Raw genomic sequence first — 18,752 nt, 5'->3', positions numbered from 1 at the left:
TATACAACATATTATACATACACTAAGTATATTTTGCAAAAAAATAATATATTTATAGTGTATAATGCTAACTTTGGCTTACTTTAACAAATCTTTGTTTAACAGAATCCCAATGATAGTGAACATTTACTGTTTTAATTTCTGTAACTGTAATATCTCCATTAGGTAACTGGGCAACATCAAAGCCTTTTTGTATAGATTCAGTAATTAGAGTCGTTGATTGACAAATATACTTAACATTAAAAAAGGGATTATTCTCAGTATCTAATGAGCTTATAGTTTTCTTAGTTGGGGTATTCAAAATAGGTACGTTTTTTTCTTTCATTCTCAACAACTTCAGATATTGTGTACGTTTTTATAACAGTTTAGTAATAAGGTGGCAAGAGTTTGTTGTTAGGTTAATTTAGGTTATTTAGTCTAATTAGTTTTTTTTGTAATGAGGTGTGTGCTGTGCTAGAAGGTTTTGATTTTTCAAAGTCTGCAATAGGGTTATTTTTCTATTTTTTAAAGCAAAACAGAATTAAACTAACTATTTTAGGGTTGTTATGCATAATACGGGGGATGATACCAGCTGTTGATAGTGTATTGCTACAAAAAATTATAAATTTGATTGAGTCTTTTTCTGATGAAACAGTTAAAGACCTACCTTCCTCCATGTTATTTTGGGCAATAATATATGCATTTTGGTGGGTATGTGTAAATACTATGTGGCGAATTTATGATTATATTTATCTAAAAACAATGCCGTATATCAAAGCTCAGATATTAGACAAAATGTATAATTACACTCAGTACCATAATCATAGATTTTTTCAAGAAAACCTTGCTGGTCATATTACCAATCGTATTACTGAAGGAGCTAGATCTTTTGAAATGGTTTTGTCTTTATTTGGAGAGAAAATTCTATACAAACTAGCTATAATTGTTTTTGCTATTGGAACAATGTACTGGGTACATCAAATATTTGCTACTATATTCCTTATACATATTTGTGTTTTTGTAGGGACTAGCGTTATCTGTTCAAGTACAATAAACAAATATTCAGTAAATTATGCACAAAGCAAATCAATAGTTGCCGGCAGTATTGTTGATGCAATTGCAAATATTGGTGCAATACGGATGTTTACTTCTCATAAATTTGAACGTCAGAATCTAGAAGTAAGAATAGATGATGCTGTAGTTAATGAACAAATTATGCAACTCTTTATGTTTAAGCTACGTATTGTACTAGGCATAGCTTGTTCTATAATGATTTTTATAATGGTTTATTATCTAGCTCAGCTTCGTAGTCAAATGCAAATAACTATAGGAGATTGCGTATTGATACTTACTTTGTCTATAACGGTTAGTAGTGAAATTTGGGATCTAACGCAGGAAGTAGGAGATATGTTCGAAGAGTTTGGTTCTTTTAATCAAAGTGTATCATTAATGAAACCTCATATTATAGAAGATATTGAGAATGCCCATCTTCTAAAAGTTACAACAGGTGAGATAATATTTAAAAATGTTAGTTTTAAATATTATCATAATAATAATTTATTTGAGAATAAATCCGTTACAATTTTTAGTCAACAAAAGGTTGGATTAGTAGGGTTTTCTGGTTCAGGAAAAACAACTTTTATTAATCTTATTACACGGTTGCACGATATAGACCAAGGAGAAATTCTAATTGATGGGCAAAATATTAGATATGTCACACAAGACTCTTTACGAGAAAATATTAGTATAATACCGCAAGAACCGATCCTATTTCATAGGACAGTCATGGATAATATTAGATATGGAAAAAAAGATGCTAGCTTAGAAGAGGTAATAGAGGCAGCAAAATTAGCTCATATACATGAATTTATTGAGGGTCTACCAGAAGGATACCAAAGCTTATGTGGTGAAAGGGGTAATAACTTGTCAGGTGGTCAGAGACAGAGAATAATAATAGCACGGGCCATATTAAAGAATGCTTCAATATTAATTCTTGATGAAGCAACAAGTAGTCTAGATAGTGAGACTGAGGAGTTGATACAAGATTCTCTATATTACTTAATGCAAAATAAAACTGTATTAGTTATAGCTCATAGATTATCAACTTTGTTGAATATGGATAGAATTTTGGTTTTTAATGAAGGTAGCATAGTTGAAGATGGACAACATGAGGAATTACTAAAAAACAGTAAATTGTACAAAAAACTATGGAAATCACAAGTAAAAGGTTTAATAATTTAAAGAAATTGCTGATTATTTATTATACCATTTCCCATTATTAACTACGCTCAAAACGATGTCATCCCAGCGAAAGCTGGGATCTAATAATGTTTAATAGTCTTTTAGGCTGTTTTTTTAGATTCCCGCCGTTGCTAAGAATGATGGTATGGACGAGTAAGTAAAAGAAACTTTACTTACTACCGTGATCACGAATATAATTCGGTCACATAATTATACTATTTAATAATTAAAAAGGAGTCCATACCATGAAAGATATTAATATACTAGGCATTGATTTAGCAAAAACAATTTTTCATATTGTTGCATTAAATAAAGATGGTGAAAAAATATTAGCTAAAAAATTACACAGAGAAGAATTTGAAGACTACATTTTAACAAACATTCCCAAGAATAGTTTATTGGTAATGGAAGCATGTGGCAGTTGTCATTATTGGAGCAATAAGTTTATGGAATCAGGTTTTACAGTAAAATTACTTAAACCATGTGATGTAAAAGCTTTTGCAAAAACTCGGCAAAAAAATGATACAAATGATGCTTTGGCAATAGCAAGAGCAGGAAAAGATCCGGAGTTAAAATCGGTTCGTATAAAAAATATATCACAACAAGAGATTAGTTGGTTACATAAACGTCGGCAACATATTATTAGACAAAGAGTACAATATAGTAATGGTTTAATGAGTGATTTACTTGAATTTGGTTATTACATAAAAATGAGTAAATCTAAATTTGCCCGTGAGGCATTAAATATAGTAGAAGATGCCAAAAATGCTGGTGTGATTTCAGAGAGAATGTATAAGGAAATGAAGGTAATAGCTGAAGAAATTGCTACGTTATTAATACAAGAATCAGCAATAGATAAACAGCTAATAGCAATAAATAAAGAATCTGAAACAGCTACTTTATTAAAAACAATACCAGGTATTGGAGAAATTAATGCTAATATACTAAGCATAGCAGCTTATGAAAATTATGATGATTGTCGAAGTTTTGCTGCAAGTTTGGGATTAGTGCCTAAGCAAAATAGCACAGGTGGTAAAACAAGTCTTGGATCTATCACTAAGAAAGGAGATAGATATGTTAGAACTATGCTGATACAAGGAGCAAGGTCTATTGCAATCAGAGCAAAAATACAAAAGGATCCTACTGATCATTTAGTGCAATGGGCAAAGAAATTGCTGGAAAGGATGAGCTTTAATAAGGCTGCTGTGGCAATAGCAAACAAATTAGCTAGAATAGCGTATGTATGTGTTACAAGAAAATGTGCATATGCTTGATAGTTGGTGGTGTATATAGATTTATCTGTATTTTATCTATATAAAAAGAAGAAGTAAGTAAATAGGATTTAAGAGGTACGATATAAGCGAAAGTGATTGGAGATAATAAAAGGGCATTCCAAAAACAAGTCCGAGATTTTATGTCAAGGCTCTAGAAGCCGTAAGAATGAGTGGATAACTCCAAGGATTGCGTGGAATGCGAAAACTATTATGGCACTAGATGCCGAATATATGACAGCTTATTTTTTTATTACTCCCGCATCATTTTTCTTATTGACTTACTTACTCGTCCATATATGACAGCTCTAGGTAGTAATACCATTTCCGATCATGGCATACACTCAATTATTGATTGTAATTTTTAAATTACCCTGCTAATTCATTTAAGATTTGGTATTGTAATACATTATCATTTTGTGTATCATAATTTGAGTTCGATATGAGACATCGGTTTAATAGCCTAGGGTGTATCCCTGCGTAGACACACTAGTGTCCGGTTTAAGTCGGCGGCGTCATCTTAGGCAAGTGAGAGCCTTCGGTGCGAACGCTCGAACCGGGATCGAAGGACTTCAAATTGTCGTAAGGCTGATTTGTCAATCTTACTTAACCTGAGTTCGATATAACTTGTTATCAGTATCATCCCTGTTAGGGTTGATGTTACCCCTGATTCCCCTTCGATGTCACTCCTGCGTAGGCAGGGGGCTAGAAAAGTCTAAATAGTTTTCTTGGCTATTTTTTAGACCCCTGCCTACGCAGGGGTGACATCGAAGGGGGTTAGAATAATAATTATTTTTAATCACTTAAAACTGAAGGAATTTAAAATGCAAGTATTCGTTGGAAAAGCTGCACCGGATTTTACAGCTAAAGCTATTATGCCTGATAATAGTATAGAATCTGAATTTAATCTTAAAAATTATGCTAAGGGTCATAAAGTTGTATTGTTTTTTTATCCCCTAGATTTTACTTTTGTTTGTCCATCAGAAATTATAGCCTTTAATAATAGATTAGGAGAATTTAATGATAGAAATACAAAGTTACTAACAATAAGCGTTGACTCGCATTTTTCTCATTTGGCTTGGAAGAATACTCCTTACAATAAAGGTGGTGTTGGTAATATCCAAATTCCCATGGTGTCAGATCTTAATAAAAGTGCCTCACATAGTTATAATGTACTTCATGATGATGGAATGTCACTGCGTGGTACTTTTGTTATTGATGAAGAATTTATAGTAAGGCACTTGTTAGTTAACGATTTGCCAATTGGTAGAAATATTGATGAAGTAATAAGAGTGATAGATGCTCTAGACTATAATGCAAAGCATGGTGAAGTATGTCCAGCTGGATGGCATAAAGGTGATGAAGGTATTACCCCCTCACATAAAGGAGTGGCAGATTACTTAGCTTCTAATGCAGAAAAATTATAGTATATAGCGTAGGTTTCTACTGCCAATTGTAATTTTTAAACTTCCTTAGTTAGAAATTAATTGTTTTTTTATTTTTTTACTTAGTGGGAAAAAATTTTGCTATATACTGCAAATATCATTCAAGGGATAATACCATTTCCCATTATTAACTACGCTAATACTACAGTTGTAGTTACTACCCAGAGCTGTCATTCCCGCGTAGGCGGGAATCTAAAAAAATAGCCTGAAAGACTATTAAACATTATTAGATCCCAGCTTTCGCTGGGATGACATCGTTTTGACATTAGTACTACAAAAGAGATTTGATGCTTAAGGAGCTATTTTTGGATACTAACCGAGTATCTTATACAAAAGAAACAATTGATATTCTAAGACTAATTAGGAGTGAAAATGTTGGTCCGAGAACTTTTTGGAGTTTAATAAAGTTATTTGGTAGTAGTAGTACTGCAATTGAAAATATACAAGAATTTTCGCTGCGAGGTGGACGCTCTAAACCAGTAAAGGTATTTTCACAAAGTGAGGCAAGTAAAGAACTTGAGATTTTGGAAAAGAATAACGCCAAAATTATTACCTATAAGTCTCTAGAATATTCAAGGTTATTGTTAGAGATTTTTGATTGCCCGCCGATACTAAGTTATAAGGGCAATATCGGGTTATTATCACACGAAAGATGTTTAGCAATTGTTGGAGCAAGAAATGCTTCAGTAAATGGTCGTGCTTTTGCAGCTAAAATCGCTAAGGAATTGACAGACGCAGATTATATAATGGTTTCTGGACTTGCAAGAGGTATTGATACGGCAGTGCATCAAGTTAATACCTCTAAAACAATAGGAGTTATAGCTGGAGGAATTGATCATGTCTATCCCATAGAAAATGGGAAATTATTCGAGCAAATTCAGCAAGAGGGGTTAATAATTGCTGAATTACCAATAGGTTCAAAACCTCTTGGACAACATTTCCCACAGCGCAATCGATTGATTTCTGGTATATCTCTTGGAACGGTAGTAATTGAGGCAAGCCTAAAATCTGGATCATTAATAACAGCAAGGTTTGCTTTAGAACAGAATAGAGAAGTATTTGCAGTGCCAGGATTTCCGCTAGATCCTAGGTGTCAGGGTACTAATAAACTTATCAAGGAAGGAGCATACATGGTGGAATCTACCCAAGATATAGTAACTAATCTACCACATTTTTCTAAGGTTGTCAGCAAATCTAAGGATGTGGCAAATGATTCAGCTGAGAATAACCAGTTTAAAGCGTTAGATGTAAAATATGCTAATCCAATTACCAACGATATGCGTATGAAAGTTAAGGAGCTTTTATCTTCAACTCCTATAGATTTTGATTGTTTGCATCAAACGCAGCTACCTTTGCAGGTTATATATATGATAATACTGGAGCTAGAACTGGCTGGAAAAATAACTAGATATCCTGGCAACAAGATCTCTTTAATTTATAAATAAATATGAAATTAGTAATAGTAGAATCGCCAGCAAAGGCGAAAACGATAAATAAATATCTAGATAATGGTTTTAAAGTTATTGCTTCGTTTGGACATATTAGAGATTTACCATCTAAAAATGGTTCAGTTCTGCCAGATGAAGATTTTGCTATGAAATATATTATATCAGATAAAGCAGAAAAATATGTTGAAGCAATAACTAAAGATGCTGCCAAAGCTGAAATGATTTATCTAGCAACAGATCGAGACCGAGAAGGAGAATCAATTGCTTGGCATGTTGCAGAAATAATAAAAGAAAAAAACTTGGTTAAATCTAGTGATTTCTTTAAAAGAGTAGCATTTGATGAAGTTACAAAAAAAGCTATTTTACATGCAATTGAAAACCCAAGAAAAATTGATATTGATTTGGTCAATGCTCAACAAGCAAGGAGGGCATTAGACTATTTGGTAGGATTTACTTTATCGCCGATATTATGGCGTAAATTGCCAGGATGTAGATCAGCCGGAAGAGTGCAGTCTGTAGCACTGAGACTTATTTGCGAACGAGAAGATGAAATTGAACGTTTTAAATCGCAAGAATATTGGGATATTAGTCTTAATGTTCTTAATAGTAATAATGAACCGTTTTTAGCGAGATTAACTCATGTTAATGGTAAAAAATTAGAGAAATTCTCAATTACTAATGAACTGGCTGCCAATGATCTAGTCGAGAAAATAAAATTAAAGAATTTTCATGTTGCCTCTATAGAAAAAAAACAGCAAAAACGTCAACCGCAACCGCCTTTTATTACCTCTTCGCTGCAGCAAGAAGCTGCAAGAAAATTAGGGTTTACTGCTAAGAAGACTATGCAAATTGCCCAAAAACTTTACGAAGGTATGGATATAGGTAATGAAACTATAGGTTTGATCACTTATATGAGAACGGACGGGACAACTCTTGCTAGTGAAGCTGTTGAGCAAATACGTCAGTTGATAGATAAGAATTTTGGGGATAAATATCTGCCAACTAGCCAACGAGTTTATAAATCTAAAGCTAAAAATGCCCAAGAAGCTCACGAAGCGATTAGACCAACTGATATTACCCTGCTACCAGAAAAGTTAAAGGATAAACTAGATAAAGATTATTACAAGCTTTATGACCTAATTTGGAAGAGGACGGTAGCTTGCCAGATGGAAAATGTTATTATTGATTTGGTAGTAGCTCAGCTTGATACAGTCAATTCAGGAGAATTTGATGCTAGGAACGATGGAGCGAAGCCTATAGATAATAGGCGAGCGACGAGTGACGACGTCACCAAATTCTCATCAATTGACTGTACAGAAGATAAAGAATTTACATGCAGAGCAAATGGCTCAATTATTGCGTTTGATGGTTTTTATAAAATTTATCGAGAAGGTCTAGATGATGAAACAGAAGAAGAAAATAGGCTTCTACCACCGCTAAAAGAAGGAGAGAAATTAATTACAGATTCAGTGAATCCAGCACAACATTTCACTGATCCGCCCCCAAGATATTCTGAAGCTAGTTTAGTAAAGAGGCTTGAGGAACTTGGTATTGGTCGCCCGTCTACTTATGCTTCAATTATATCAGTGTTGCAAGATAGAAAATATGTAGTTGTTGAGAAAAAACGATTCTTTCCAGAGGAATTAGGGCGTTTAGTTACAACATTTTTGACAGGTTTTTTTAAGAAATATGTGGAATATGATTTCACAGCTGATCTTGAAAATGATTTAGATGAGGTGGCAGAAGGTAAAATAGAATGGAAGTCTTTACTAAAAAAATTCTGGGATGGGTTTAATAATAATGTAGAAGTAGTTAGTGGAAAGAAAATATCTGATATAATTACTTATGTTGAAGAAGCCTTAGATTATCACTTATTTGGAGAAAAGTCAGAAAGTAACAATTCAAGAATTTGCCCATCCTGCTCTACAGGTCAATTAGGTCTGAAGCTTGGTAAGTTTGGAGCATTCTTAGCTTGTAGTAATTACCCAGAATGTACTTTCAAAAAACAAATTACCTCTAAAAATAGTGATGATGTTGCTACTATGGAAGAGAACAAACTATTAGGAGTAAATAAGGATGGTTTTGATGTTTTTCTAAAGAAAGGTCCATATGGTTTATATGTACAGACTAGTGAGCAAGTTGCCAAGGGTGAAAAGCCAAAACGTGCATCGTTGCCACCTTCTATTGCACAAAGTGATGTTACTCTTGATTTAGCTATGAGGTTGCTTGAGTTGCCAGTGAAATTATGTTTACATCCTGAATCTCAACAAGAGATTATACTTGGTATAGGTAGATATGGTCCGTATCTTAAATATCTTGATAGGTTTATTTCAATACCAAAAAGATACGATCCTTTTACCATAACAACAGAGATCGCTGTAGAAATAATTGAAGCTAGTAATAATAAGTTAAAGAATAAACAAGAGAAAGATAATGGCAAACAGGTGATAGTTGCAAAAAAAACTTCTAAAAAGAAGGCTACAGCAAAAAAAACAACAAGAAAGAAAAAAGTACAATAAGCGGTTAAGATAAAATTATGGGAAGGGTTATCACAAGATTCGCACCATCACCAACAGGTATGCTGCATATAGGTAATAGTAGGACAGCTCTTATAAATTGGTTATATGCTAGAAAGCATAATGGCATATTCATTTTAAGGTTTGATGATACCGATCTTGAACGTAGCAAACAACAATATAAAAATGCTATTGAACAGGATTTGAAATTTCTAGGGCTTAACTGGGATCAAACTTTTTGCCAATCTAATAGACTTGCTAAATATGAGGTTGTAAAAACATTATTATTGCAAAAAAATAGATTATATCCTTGTTTTGAGACTCAAGAAGAGCTGGAACTGAAACGTAAATTACAATTATCAAGAGGACTCCCCCCCATCTATGATCGGGCGGCTTTGAATTTGACTCAACAACAAATAAATGATTATATTAGTCAAGGAAGAAAGCCGCATTATCGATTTTTGGTATCGCACACTCCAATTATGTGGCAAGATATGATTAAGGGTGAAGTTAAATATGATGGGAAGAATCTTGGTGATCCGATAGTTATCAGAGAAGATAATAGTATGACTTATATGCTTTGTTCAGTCATTGATGATATTGATTATTCGATTACCCATATTATTAGGGGCGAAGATCATGTAACTAATACGGCGATTCAACTACAAATGTTTGAAGCACTACAGGGAGAGCTATACTCAAATCAAAAGAGTATACCCGATGCATTTCAAGAGTTGGCTAGGCGTACGAGTGGCGAGCGAACGGAGCGTAGTAAAACCTACGTGAGTACGCGAAGTCCCGAAGTACAACAACGCCAATACTTGAAAGGCGAAGGGTATATACCGAATTTTGCTCATCTTGGTCTAGTCATTAGCCGAGATGAAAAAATATCTAAAAGAATAGGAGGGTTTGAGATCGCTGCTCTAAGGGATGAAATTGGATTAGAACCAATGGCAATTAATAGTTTTTTTAGTTTAATTGGTTCGTCATCAAGTATTGTATCGTTTAAGAATTTAGATCAGCTAATAAAAGAGTTTGACATTAATAATTTTTCTAAAAGTCCAACAACTTATTTGCCGGAAGAATTAGAACGTCTGAATCATAAATTACTAATTAGCCTTAGTTTTGATGAAGTAAAAGATCGCTTAAGAGAGATTAAGGCTGAGCAAGTAACTGAACAGTTTTGGTTGGCAGTGAGAGCTAATTTGCAAAAATTATATGAAATAAAAGATTGGTGGAATATTTGTTACTCACCATCTAAAGTTGAAGGCTTAGATAAAGATTTTTTAAAACAGGCAGCTATATTGTTACCAGACGAACCAATAACCCTCGACAGCTGGAGCATATGGACTAAAAAAATTATGGTCGTTACTGGTAAAAAGGGCAAGGATGTATTCTTACCTCTAAGGCTTAGCATAACAGGAATGCCATCCGGACCGGAAATGTCAGTAATATTACCCTTACTTCGCAGAGAAGAAATTATAAAAAGATTAAGTTGATTTTTGTGTTGATCTAAAAAAATAGCCTGAAAGGCTATTAGATATTATGGATTCCGCTACCTACGCGGGAATGACATAAACGCTCCGATGTCTGCCTCTCTTACGATGTCACCCCACAACTGTTGAAAGTTAAAAAATCGTCATTGCGAAGCTGTTGTAAGGCTTAAACCGTCATTGCGAGCGAACGTACGTGAGCGTGGCAATCCATATGACCAAGCTTCATGGATTGCCACGCTCACGTACGTTCGCTCGCAATGACGGTTTTTTAACTTTTAACAGTTATGAATGTCACCCCCTGCATAAGTAGCGGGATCTAAAAATATATAAACAGCCTGCTAAACTATTTTTAGATCCCAGCCTACGCTGGGATAACACCCTAGGCTATTAAACCGATGTCTTACATAAAACTGAAATTAAAGTAAATTAGGATAAACCATGACTTCCTACCTTCCGAGTTTTTAAAGCAGGAGCTGGCTTTTGGGATTCTTGATTAATTTCAACAATTCTATTCTTTAGGAATGTTTGTAAATTTACATCATCTTTAACATTAACATGTTCTCCTTTCTGTTGGTATCCCATTTGAGGAGATCCATTTGTACTTTCTCTCCTCTGTTCTGTTCTTAATCTAACCTGCCCTACATTTGCTTCTTTCTCTCCTCCAAGACCAATTTCTTTAACTCGTTCTCCCCTTCTATCAGCTTCAACCCGTGCTAATTCCTGCAATAGTTTTATCTGTTCTTGAGGAGTTGATAATTTTTTTAATTCTTCATTGATATATTGTTTCTGCTTTTCAAGTTCATTTTTTTGCAAATTTTTATATATCTTTTCTGCTTGTACAGTAATCTCAACATTGGTTTTTCGAGATGGAATTACCTGTGTTGTGAAGTTGTTCCTAAGGGATTGTGCTAGCTCTTGTGCAGTTTCCTGAACAGACTTTGACTCAACTAATTTGCTAGCTGTACGAACATTATCAACTACTTCTGGTGTTAGAACGGGGGCATTTTTAAGAGTGGGGTTAGGTTCATCTAGAATATTACCCCTTGGATTTACTTTTACATTTGCTTTTTCTGGTGTTAGAACAGGTGTGGTATCTAGGGCATCAAGAGGCTTATCTAGAATATTAACCCTTGCTTCCTCTTGGGTCGTGTCAGCAAGAGAAACCACAGCCTCTTTTGTTCTACCCAGCTCTTCAGTCTTCTGAGGGGAAGTTATAATACGATCTACAGATGGTGTATCGATAGATTGTGAAATATTCACGCCATGTCCCTTGTTTTGGGCTACTTCTTGCATCATTGCTTTATATTTTTCTTGAGTTACTGGCAAGGTATATATCTGTCCACCATGCTCTATATACCCAACTGCATTAGGGTCAGTTCCACTAAACTTAACTGGACGTGGTGAGCTGACCTCGATTAGCTTACCATCATCATCATAGTGAGCAGTAAAATATACAGCCTTACTTGCGGCAATATTTCTGCCAAGTGAATCCTTTACCGCTAGCGATAAATGCATTGGCCCGCCTTCATTAAGTTTTATCGGAAAATCTATCGTCCTATAATTTTTAATTTCTACTGTAGTACCATCACTTTTTTGCACTGTTTGAGGAGGATTTATTTGATGTGTTGCTTCTGTTAATCTAGCAATCTCGTTGTCATTTACATCTCGTACTATCTGCGTTTTAGTAGTAATACCATTACCACTTTCTCCAACTCCATCCTTCCATTCCATAGTACTAAATCTATCTGCAAACTGGGTATGAACATTTTTGTAGCCGGCAATTTCTACTTGTTCTAAAGCTCTTTTTAACTCAACTCCTCTAAGAACTTCACTGATTTTTTCTTTGTTTTCTTCATTTTCACAGTACGCACGAAATTTAGTTATATCTCCAATTTCTTTTGGTTGTGCTATATTATTATTTACTAGAGCTGCAACTATTAGCTCCCTCTGCTTGGTTAAGATTTGATTTCTAATTGCTTGGGTTATAGGGTCAACATCTTGATCGGCAGCAGAAAAAGAAGAGGTACGGATAGCGTCCAAAGAAGGGTCTTCTAATTCTTTAAGACTTTCCTCAGCAGAATCTTGCAACACAAAGACGTCCTGAGCAAGTTCTTCTATTTTAGTAGAAGCAATGATTGCCTGCAACTTATCTTCATATCTTTGCCAACCATCAGGCATTTCCCCTTGCTGTATGGACTGTGCCAATTTGTCAGCTAGTTTCTCAAACACTATAGCTTTCTTAAATGTTAACTCATCTTGTTCAGTATTTTCCCCTATCTTTTCACATTCATCAGCATTAGTCTTGATTGCTTCAGCAAAACCGTCTAATACATCATTTACTACAGCAATCTTGCCTTCTTTTGAAATCGAATGATCTCCCAAAACTCTATTTGGAATTTTAAGTAGATAGTCAAATAGAGAATTAATGGCCTGATTTTCAACTGGACTATCTTCTAGATCAATGGCTACTGTTTTTCCAACTTTATCTATTTCAATCATCAAGTCTGTATAATAATCAAAATACTCTCTAGGATTTTTCTCTTCACTCTTACTCATTTTTACCACCCTATTCTTAAATTTTAATTATATTAATGCTAGATAATATTCTTCTTTAAAGCAACTAATTTGTTTTATTTTTAAGGCAATTTCCTTAAAAAGTAGGCTCATTCACTTTAATTATATCATAAATAATATTAGCACTAAGCATATACGCAATTATATCTTGACATTTTCTTTGCCTAGAGTCAAACTAGGCTTTAACAGGCAGTAGTAGTGGTAATTATGATCTTGATATTTATTTTAAAGTTTTATGTTTTTACAATTAATAGGCATAGAAATACCCAAAAGAGCTATAATTTTATCATACCATTATTTTATATTAATTTTTTAATAGCTAGTATCTATTTTTACTTACATGCTACTGACCACTTAAATATCTCATTTTAATTTGTTATGAATCCAGTTTTAAGCCGACCTACAATTATATATATTGCTATTGCTATTTTATGTATAGTAACAAATGTCGTAGCCTTTATTTTCCAATTTTTTTATTATGAACTACCCTGCCCTTTATGTTTATTACAAAGATTCGGTTTTATTGCTATCGGACTTGGAGCACTACTTAGCATAATATATAATCCTTCTTGGAAATATGATATGATTATATTCACCTCTAGTGTTTATACGTTGATGGTAGGGATTAGGCAGGTTTTGCTGCATATTTTACCCCATGATTTAGGATATGGTAATACTTTTCTTGGGTTACATTTTTATACATGGTCAGCAATAATTTCTTTTTCTTTAATCCTATTAATGTCTATAATCCCTATAGTTAGCCTTATTCTAAGTAAATTTAGTATACTACAATTTTATCCTAGTTTTGTACCTACGTTAATTGAGATTAGTTTGATAATTATCACTCTTGTTAATGTGTTTGCAACTTATTTTGAATGTGGTTTTAGTATGTGTCCTAGCGATCCTACAACTTACTTAGAATGGAAAAATTTACAGCAATTATTTGGTAGTAGTTAAGTAATTTTAATTTATTAGATTTCTGTTTAAAAAAGACGACTATTTCAAGAAGTTTAATTATATTACTATAACCTCAGTTTGATGTAATAAATTAATAGTAGGCTCAAGTAATCATCGCCATTAGGGATGACATCGTGGTATTAAACCGATGTCTTACATCAAACTGAGGTTACTATAACAGGACATCATAAAAATTTTTAATAATAACCAATAAATGGAGGATAAAATGTCAAAAAGCTTTGTAGAAAAAGTAGAAAAAAAGGCAAGAAGATTAGGAGAGAAAATAGAGCGGAAAGTAGAACAAATTGTTGACGCTATACCAGATAATGATCAGATAATGGACGAAGTGCAAAATGTATTTAAAAAAATTAACTCTAAAGTTGATCAAGTAAGCCCAAAAGCTGCAAGAGCTTTGCGGGATGCGGCAAGAAAAATAGGGAATAAAGCAAGTCCAGTTGATGAAGTAATTGAAGACTTAAATAATCTCAAAGATAATTTTATGAAAGATATGAAAACCCCAAAAGTTATCACTCAATTCGGTGATTTTTTAAAATCTACTATCGCTTTAATAGGATCTATTGGTAAATCTGAAAAAGAACGTGGAAAAGCATATGATAACTTTACAAAATCAACAGAAGCCCTAGGTAAAGCGATTAGCAAAGCATTTGAGGGGTCAAGAACACGTTGAGGATAAAATATTATCAAGGCAGATTGATTCCTGCGTGGGTTCATTAGTGTCCGGAGCTATCTTTATAGTTAACTTTTAGCTATAATAATAGAAGTGCTGTCACTCCCTGCGAAGGTAGCGGGGTCTAAAAAAATAGCATGAAGGTATGTTATATAGTTTTAGATCCCAGCTTTCGCTGGGATGACATGTAAGACATTGGTTTAACAACTCCGATGTCATCCCCCCTGCAGGGGTCCAGATTCCCGCCTTCGCGGGAATGACATCGTTTTTGCTTCTGTAAATAACCATTACTTACGTTGGCTTTTTGATCCACGTGGGCAAAGCCGAAGCGGGAATGACATTAACCCTAGCAGGGATGACACCCTAGGCTATTAAACCAATATCTTACATCAAATTAAGGTGTTAGATTATTTTTTAGTCTCATTTGTTATTTGTAACTTTGGTAACATTATTTTGATATCAGCTTTACTTTCAAGATCAGCAACATACTTTAATATAGCATCTCTACTAAGTTGATTGGTTATACCAGCAGTAGCTTCCTCCTTAGAAGGTATTTGTGCAGCTCTTTTATCAAGTACAGTAATTATATGCCAACCAAATTGGGTTTTAACTGGAGCAGAGATTTCATTTACTTTCATTGATAATGCTTTATCTTCAAATTCAGGCACTAGCTGTCCAGAAGTAATATAGCCTATTTCTCCACCATTTGCTTTAGACCCTTCATCTTTTGAGAAATCCTTAGCAAGCTTAGCAAATTTTTCCCCTTTTTTAAGTCTATTTTGTACATTTATTGCTTCTTTTTCAGTTGCAACCAAAATATGACTTACTTTTACTTCCTCTTTTCCTTTTAGGCTAGCAACTAATTTATCATATTCAGCATTAATCATTTTCTCATCAACATGAGATTTTACATAACGCTCCATCAATTCTTGCTGAACCAATTGGTTTTTTACGATATTCAACTTAGATTGGAATTCTTTTGAAGATTCAATATTAGAATTCTTGGCTTCTTGCTCAAGCAATTTTGCATCAATATAGCCCTTTACTAACATTTCCTGTATATTCGCATCAAAATCAGCAAACTTTTTTCCTTTAGCACTTGGTTGGGTATCTAAAGAAGGTTGGAATTGTTGCATAACCTGTGATTCTTTTACTTCACCACCTTTGTAGGTAGCAACAATTTTATCTTCATCAGCAAAAGCATTACTCGCAAGTAAACTAGCAGCTAAAAAAATTATAGTTGTTCTTTTCATTTGTTATCCATTATTATATATTGTTTATGATAGCTGGATTTTATAAGGATAACCCTTCTACGTCAACAGCTATTTACAATTTGTTTGATAAATATCATAAAATATCATATTTTACAGGATATTTACTATTTGAATCTAGGATATAAATGCTTTCTTTACTTAAAAAATTATTCGGCACAGCAAATGATAGAAGTATAAAAAAACTATCTTTAGAAATTGAAAAAATTAATTTGCTCGAGCCTTCAATACAAAAACTTTCTGATGATGATTTGAGAAATAAAACAGAGCAATTTAGGCAAAGATTAAAAGATGGTGAGTCATTAGATGACTTAACTTATGAAGCTTTTGCTGTTGTACGAGAAGCTTCAAAAAGAGTCTATGGGATGAGGCATTTTGATGTTCAGCTAATTGGTGGATTGATATTGCACCGTGGTATGATTACTGAAATGCGTACAGGAGAAGGAAAAACTTTAGTTGCCACATTACCCGCATATTTGAATGCTCTTACTGGTGAAGGGGTGCATGTTGTTACGGTAAATGATTATTTAGTAACACGTGATTCTGAGTGGATGGGAAGAATTCATAAATTCCTAGGGTTATCTGTTGGTTGTATCATCGCTAATATCAGTGATGATGATAGACGTAACGCTTATAGAGCAGATATTACTTATGCAACTAATAACGAGCTTGGATTTGATTTCCTCAGAGATAACATGAAATATAGTGAAGATTCTAAGGTACTTCGCCCTTTTAAATTCGCTATTATTGATGAAGTTGACTCAATTTTAATTGATGAAGCAAGAACTCCACTAATTATATCAGGTCCAGTAGACGATCGCTCAGATTTATACAGCATAATTGATAAATTAGTTCGTCAGTTTAAAGATGAAGATTACGAAAAAGATGAGAAATTACGGACAGTTAATCTTACTGAGAATGGTATAACTCATGTAGAATCAATGCTTGTAGCTAATAGTCTTATTGAAAAAGATTCAAGCCTTTACGATTTTGAAAATTTAAGTTTGGTTCATTATATCAATCAATCATTAAGAGCTCATATCCTCTTCAATCGTGATGTTGATTATTTAGTACGCGATGGAAAAGTTATGATTATTGATGAATTTACTGGACGCGTTATGGAAGGTAGACGGTATTCCGAAGGGTTACACCAGTCACTAGAGGCAAAAGAGCATGTACAAATTCAAAATGAGAATCAAACCTTGGCTTCTATTACTTTCCAAAACTATTTTAGGAATTATCCCAAATTATCAGGCATGACTGGTACAGCAATGACCGAAGCTGCAGAGCTAAAAGACATATACAATCTTGATGTTCTTGCTGTTCCTACCCATAATCCAATTACTAGAGTTGATTATGATGACGAGATTTATGGCAGTAAACAAGATAAATATGAAGCTATCCTAAAATTAATAAAAGAATGTCATGATCGTGGTCAACCTGTCTTGGTTGGAACAGTTAGTATAGAGAAGTCTGAAGAAATTTCTAACTTACTTACTAAAAATAAAATAACTCATAATGTTTTAAATGCAAAATTTCATCAGCAGGAAGCATTTATTATAGCTCAAGCTGGACGATTTAAGGCTGTGACTATCGCTACAAATATGGCAGGTCGTGGTACAGATATTATGCTTGGCGGTAACCCAGAAATGCTAATAGAACAACTATCTCTAAAGAACCTACCAAAAGAGCAATATGAATTAGAAATAGTAAAAATAAAAGAGCAGATAGCTGAAGAGAAGCAGCGTGTAATAGAGGCTGGAGGATTATTTGTTATAGGTACTGAAAGGCATGAAAGTCGTAGGATAGATAACCAGTTACGAGGAAGAGCTGGTAGACAAGGTGATCCAGGCAATACAAAATTTTTCTTGTCTTTAGAAGATGATCTGATGCGTATTTTTGCCTCAGACCGTATTTCCGGAGTTTTAAGAACGTTAGGTTTAAAAGATGGTGAAGCAATCCATCACCCTATGATTAGTCGTTCACTTGAAAAAGCTCAACAGAAAGTTGAAGGACATAATTACGAAATACGTAAAAATTTATTACGTTTTGATGATGTTATGAATGATCAACGTAAGATAGTTTATGAACAACGCAGTGACATCATTAAGTCAAAAGATGCACATGATTTTTTAACTAACATGACAAAAGAACTAGTGGAAAAAGTGGTATTAACTTTTATTCCACCTAGTTCTTATAGAGAAGACTGGGATATAAACGCTCTAACAGGAGAGTTGCAGCGTATTTTTGCTATAAAACTACATCATGAATCTATAACAAAAGCTGATGTTACCGAAGTACAGGTGGTATCTAACGTTGTACAAATGGTAAATGACTTGTACCAAGCAAAAGATGAAGCATATAGCGTTAACTTGATGAATGACGCAATTAAGTATATTTTACTAACAACTTTAGATCAAGTATGGAAAGATCACCTACATAATTTAGATCATTTACGACAAGGTATATCACTAAGGGCTTATGCCCAAAAAGATCCTCTTAACGAGTATAAAAGAGAAGCTTTCAATTTATTTGAACAAATGCTCGATAATTTGAAGGAATTATTTATCCAAAGAGTTTGTCACCTCCATATGGATACTAGCCATATTAAAAAAGAGTCAATGTCTTTGGAAAATAAAAAACTTCAAAAGACAATGCGAGAAACTAGGGAGGACCCAGCTTTTAATAAATATAATGCTGGTGTTAGTATTGAAACTCAACTTAAAACCATCAAAACTCAAGTCAACCCACAGGATAGAGTACAATCAGACCCATCAAGTTGGGGAAAAGTGGCTAGAAATGAGTTATGTCCCTGTGGTTCTAGCAAGAAATATAAATATTGTCACGGAAGTAATGAATAAGCAGG

12 protein-coding genes are annotated in these 18,752 nt (G+C 33.9%); 9 read left to right on the top strand and 3 right to left on the bottom strand.

Going from position 1 to position 18,752, the window contains the following annotated elements; all coding sequences use genetic code 11:
* Positions 1-67 precede the first annotated feature (67 nt).
* A complete protein-coding gene (locus AB3211_RS05615; RefSeq protein ID WP_367363911.1) occupies positions 68-325 on the bottom strand; it encodes a DUF2671 domain-containing protein in 258 nt (85 codons plus the stop codon).
* Between the two features lie 125 nt (positions 326-450).
* Between AB3211_RS05615 and AB3211_RS05610 the strand changes: the two genes are divergently transcribed.
* The 6 genes from AB3211_RS05610 to AB3211_RS05585 all read left to right on the top strand — a co-directional run bounded on the left by AB3211_RS05610 (position 451) and on the right by AB3211_RS05585 (position 10,399).
* Positions 451-2,220, top strand: coding sequence for an ABC transporter ATP-binding protein (locus AB3211_RS05610; protein ID WP_367363910.1), 1,770 nt, complete (start codon positions 451-453; stop codon positions 2,218-2,220).
* Between the two features lie 245 nt (positions 2,221-2,465).
* On the top strand, positions 2,466-3,494 hold the full coding sequence (locus AB3211_RS05605; RefSeq protein WP_367363682.1) for an IS110 family transposase: 1,029 nt from the start codon (positions 2,466-2,468) through the stop codon (positions 3,492-3,494).
* Between the two features lie 821 nt (positions 3,495-4,315).
* Positions 4,316-4,918: a peroxiredoxin gene (locus AB3211_RS05600; RefSeq protein WP_367363909.1), complete on the top strand. Its 603-nt coding sequence runs from the start codon at positions 4,316-4,318 to the stop codon at positions 4,916-4,918.
* Between the two features lie 305 nt (positions 4,919-5,223).
* Positions 5,224-6,381, top strand: a complete 1,158-nt coding sequence (dprA, locus tag AB3211_RS05595; RefSeq protein WP_367363908.1) for a DNA-processing protein DprA — start codon at positions 5,224-5,226, stop codon at positions 6,379-6,381.
* Between the two features lie 2 nt (positions 6,382-6,383).
* A complete protein-coding gene (gene topA, locus AB3211_RS05590) occupies positions 6,384-8,903 on the top strand; it encodes a type I DNA topoisomerase (protein ID WP_367363907.1) in 2,520 nt (839 codons plus the stop codon).
* 17 nt (positions 8,904-8,920) lie between these two features.
* Positions 8,921-10,399: a glutamate--tRNA ligase gene (locus tag AB3211_RS05585; protein ID WP_367363906.1), complete on the top strand. Its 1,479-nt coding sequence runs from the start codon at positions 8,921-8,923 to the stop codon at positions 10,397-10,399.
* A gap of 423 nt (positions 10,400-10,822) precedes the next feature.
* On the opposite strand, the gene AB3211_RS05580 is transcribed toward AB3211_RS05585, so the two are convergent.
* Positions 10,823-12,952 (bottom strand): Sca4 family protein, encoded by a 2,130-nt coding sequence (locus AB3211_RS05580; RefSeq protein WP_367363905.1) that lies wholly within the window; start codon positions 12,950-12,952, stop codon positions 10,823-10,825.
* 396 nt (positions 12,953-13,348) lie between these two features.
* Between AB3211_RS05580 and AB3211_RS05575 the strand changes: the two genes are divergently transcribed.
* Both AB3211_RS05575 and AB3211_RS05570 read left to right on the top strand, forming a co-directional pair.
* Positions 13,349-13,927 (top strand): disulfide bond formation protein B, encoded by a 579-nt coding sequence (locus AB3211_RS05575; RefSeq protein ID WP_367363904.1) that lies wholly within the window; start codon positions 13,349-13,351, stop codon positions 13,925-13,927.
* A 226-nt stretch (positions 13,928-14,153) separates the two neighbouring features.
* Complete coding sequence (locus tag AB3211_RS05570; protein ID WP_367363903.1) at positions 14,154-14,615, top strand: hypothetical protein; 462 nt, start codon at positions 14,154-14,156, stop codon at positions 14,613-14,615.
* Between the two features lie 407 nt (positions 14,616-15,022).
* On the opposite strand, the gene AB3211_RS05565 is transcribed toward AB3211_RS05570, so the two are convergent.
* Positions 15,023-15,868 (bottom strand): peptidylprolyl isomerase, encoded by an 846-nt coding sequence (locus AB3211_RS05565; RefSeq protein ID WP_367363902.1) that lies wholly within the window; start codon positions 15,866-15,868, stop codon positions 15,023-15,025.
* A 146-nt stretch (positions 15,869-16,014) separates the two neighbouring features.
* Between AB3211_RS05565 and secA the strand changes: the two genes are divergently transcribed.
* Positions 16,015-18,747 carry a preprotein translocase subunit SecA gene (secA, locus tag AB3211_RS05560; protein WP_367363901.1) on the top strand — a complete coding sequence of 911 codons (2,733 nt, stop codon included), beginning with the start codon at positions 16,015-16,017 and terminating at the stop codon, positions 18,745-18,747.
* Positions 18,748-18,752 lie beyond the last annotated feature (5 nt).

Origin of the sequence: Candidatus Tisiphia endosymbiont of Nedyus quadrimaculatus (genome assembly GCF_964059235.1) — a bacterium.
Taxonomy (GTDB): Bacteria; Pseudomonadota; Alphaproteobacteria; order Rickettsiales; family Rickettsiaceae; genus Tisiphia.
Note: the sequence above shows the minus strand (reverse complement) of the source record. Positions and strands in the feature narration are given on the sequence as shown.

Coding starts and splice junctions, on each gene's coding strand:
- AB3211_RS05615 (WP_367363911.1), bottom strand. CDS start 325: ATGAAAGAAAAAAACGTACCTATTTTGAATACCCCAACTAAGAAAACT.
- AB3211_RS05605 (WP_367363682.1), top strand. CDS start 2,466: ATGAAAGATATTAATATACTAGGCATTGATTTAGCAAAAACAATTTTT.
- AB3211_RS05600 (WP_367363909.1), top strand. CDS start 4,316: ATGCAAGTATTCGTTGGAAAAGCTGCACCGGATTTTACAGCTAAAGCT.
- dprA (WP_367363908.1), top strand. CDS start 5,224: ATGCTTAAGGAGCTATTTTTGGATACTAACCGAGTATCTTATACAAAA.
- topA (WP_367363907.1), top strand. CDS start 6,384: ATGAAATTAGTAATAGTAGAATCGCCAGCAAAGGCGAAAACGATAAAT.
- AB3211_RS05585 (WP_367363906.1), top strand. CDS start 8,921: ATGGGAAGGGTTATCACAAGATTCGCACCATCACCAACAGGTATGCTG.
- AB3211_RS05580 (WP_367363905.1), bottom strand. CDS start 12,952: ATGAGTAAGAGTGAAGAGAAAAATCCTAGAGAGTATTTTGATTATTAT.
- AB3211_RS05575 (WP_367363904.1), top strand. CDS start 13,349: ATGAATCCAGTTTTAAGCCGACCTACAATTATATATATTGCTATTGCT.
- AB3211_RS05570 (WP_367363903.1), top strand. CDS start 14,154: ATGTCAAAAAGCTTTGTAGAAAAAGTAGAAAAAAAGGCAAGAAGATTA.
- AB3211_RS05565 (WP_367363902.1), bottom strand. CDS start 15,868: ATGAAAAGAACAACTATAATTTTTTTAGCTGCTAGTTTACTTGCGAGT.
- secA (WP_367363901.1), top strand. CDS start 16,015: ATGCTTTCTTTACTTAAAAAATTATTCGGCACAGCAAATGATAGAAGT.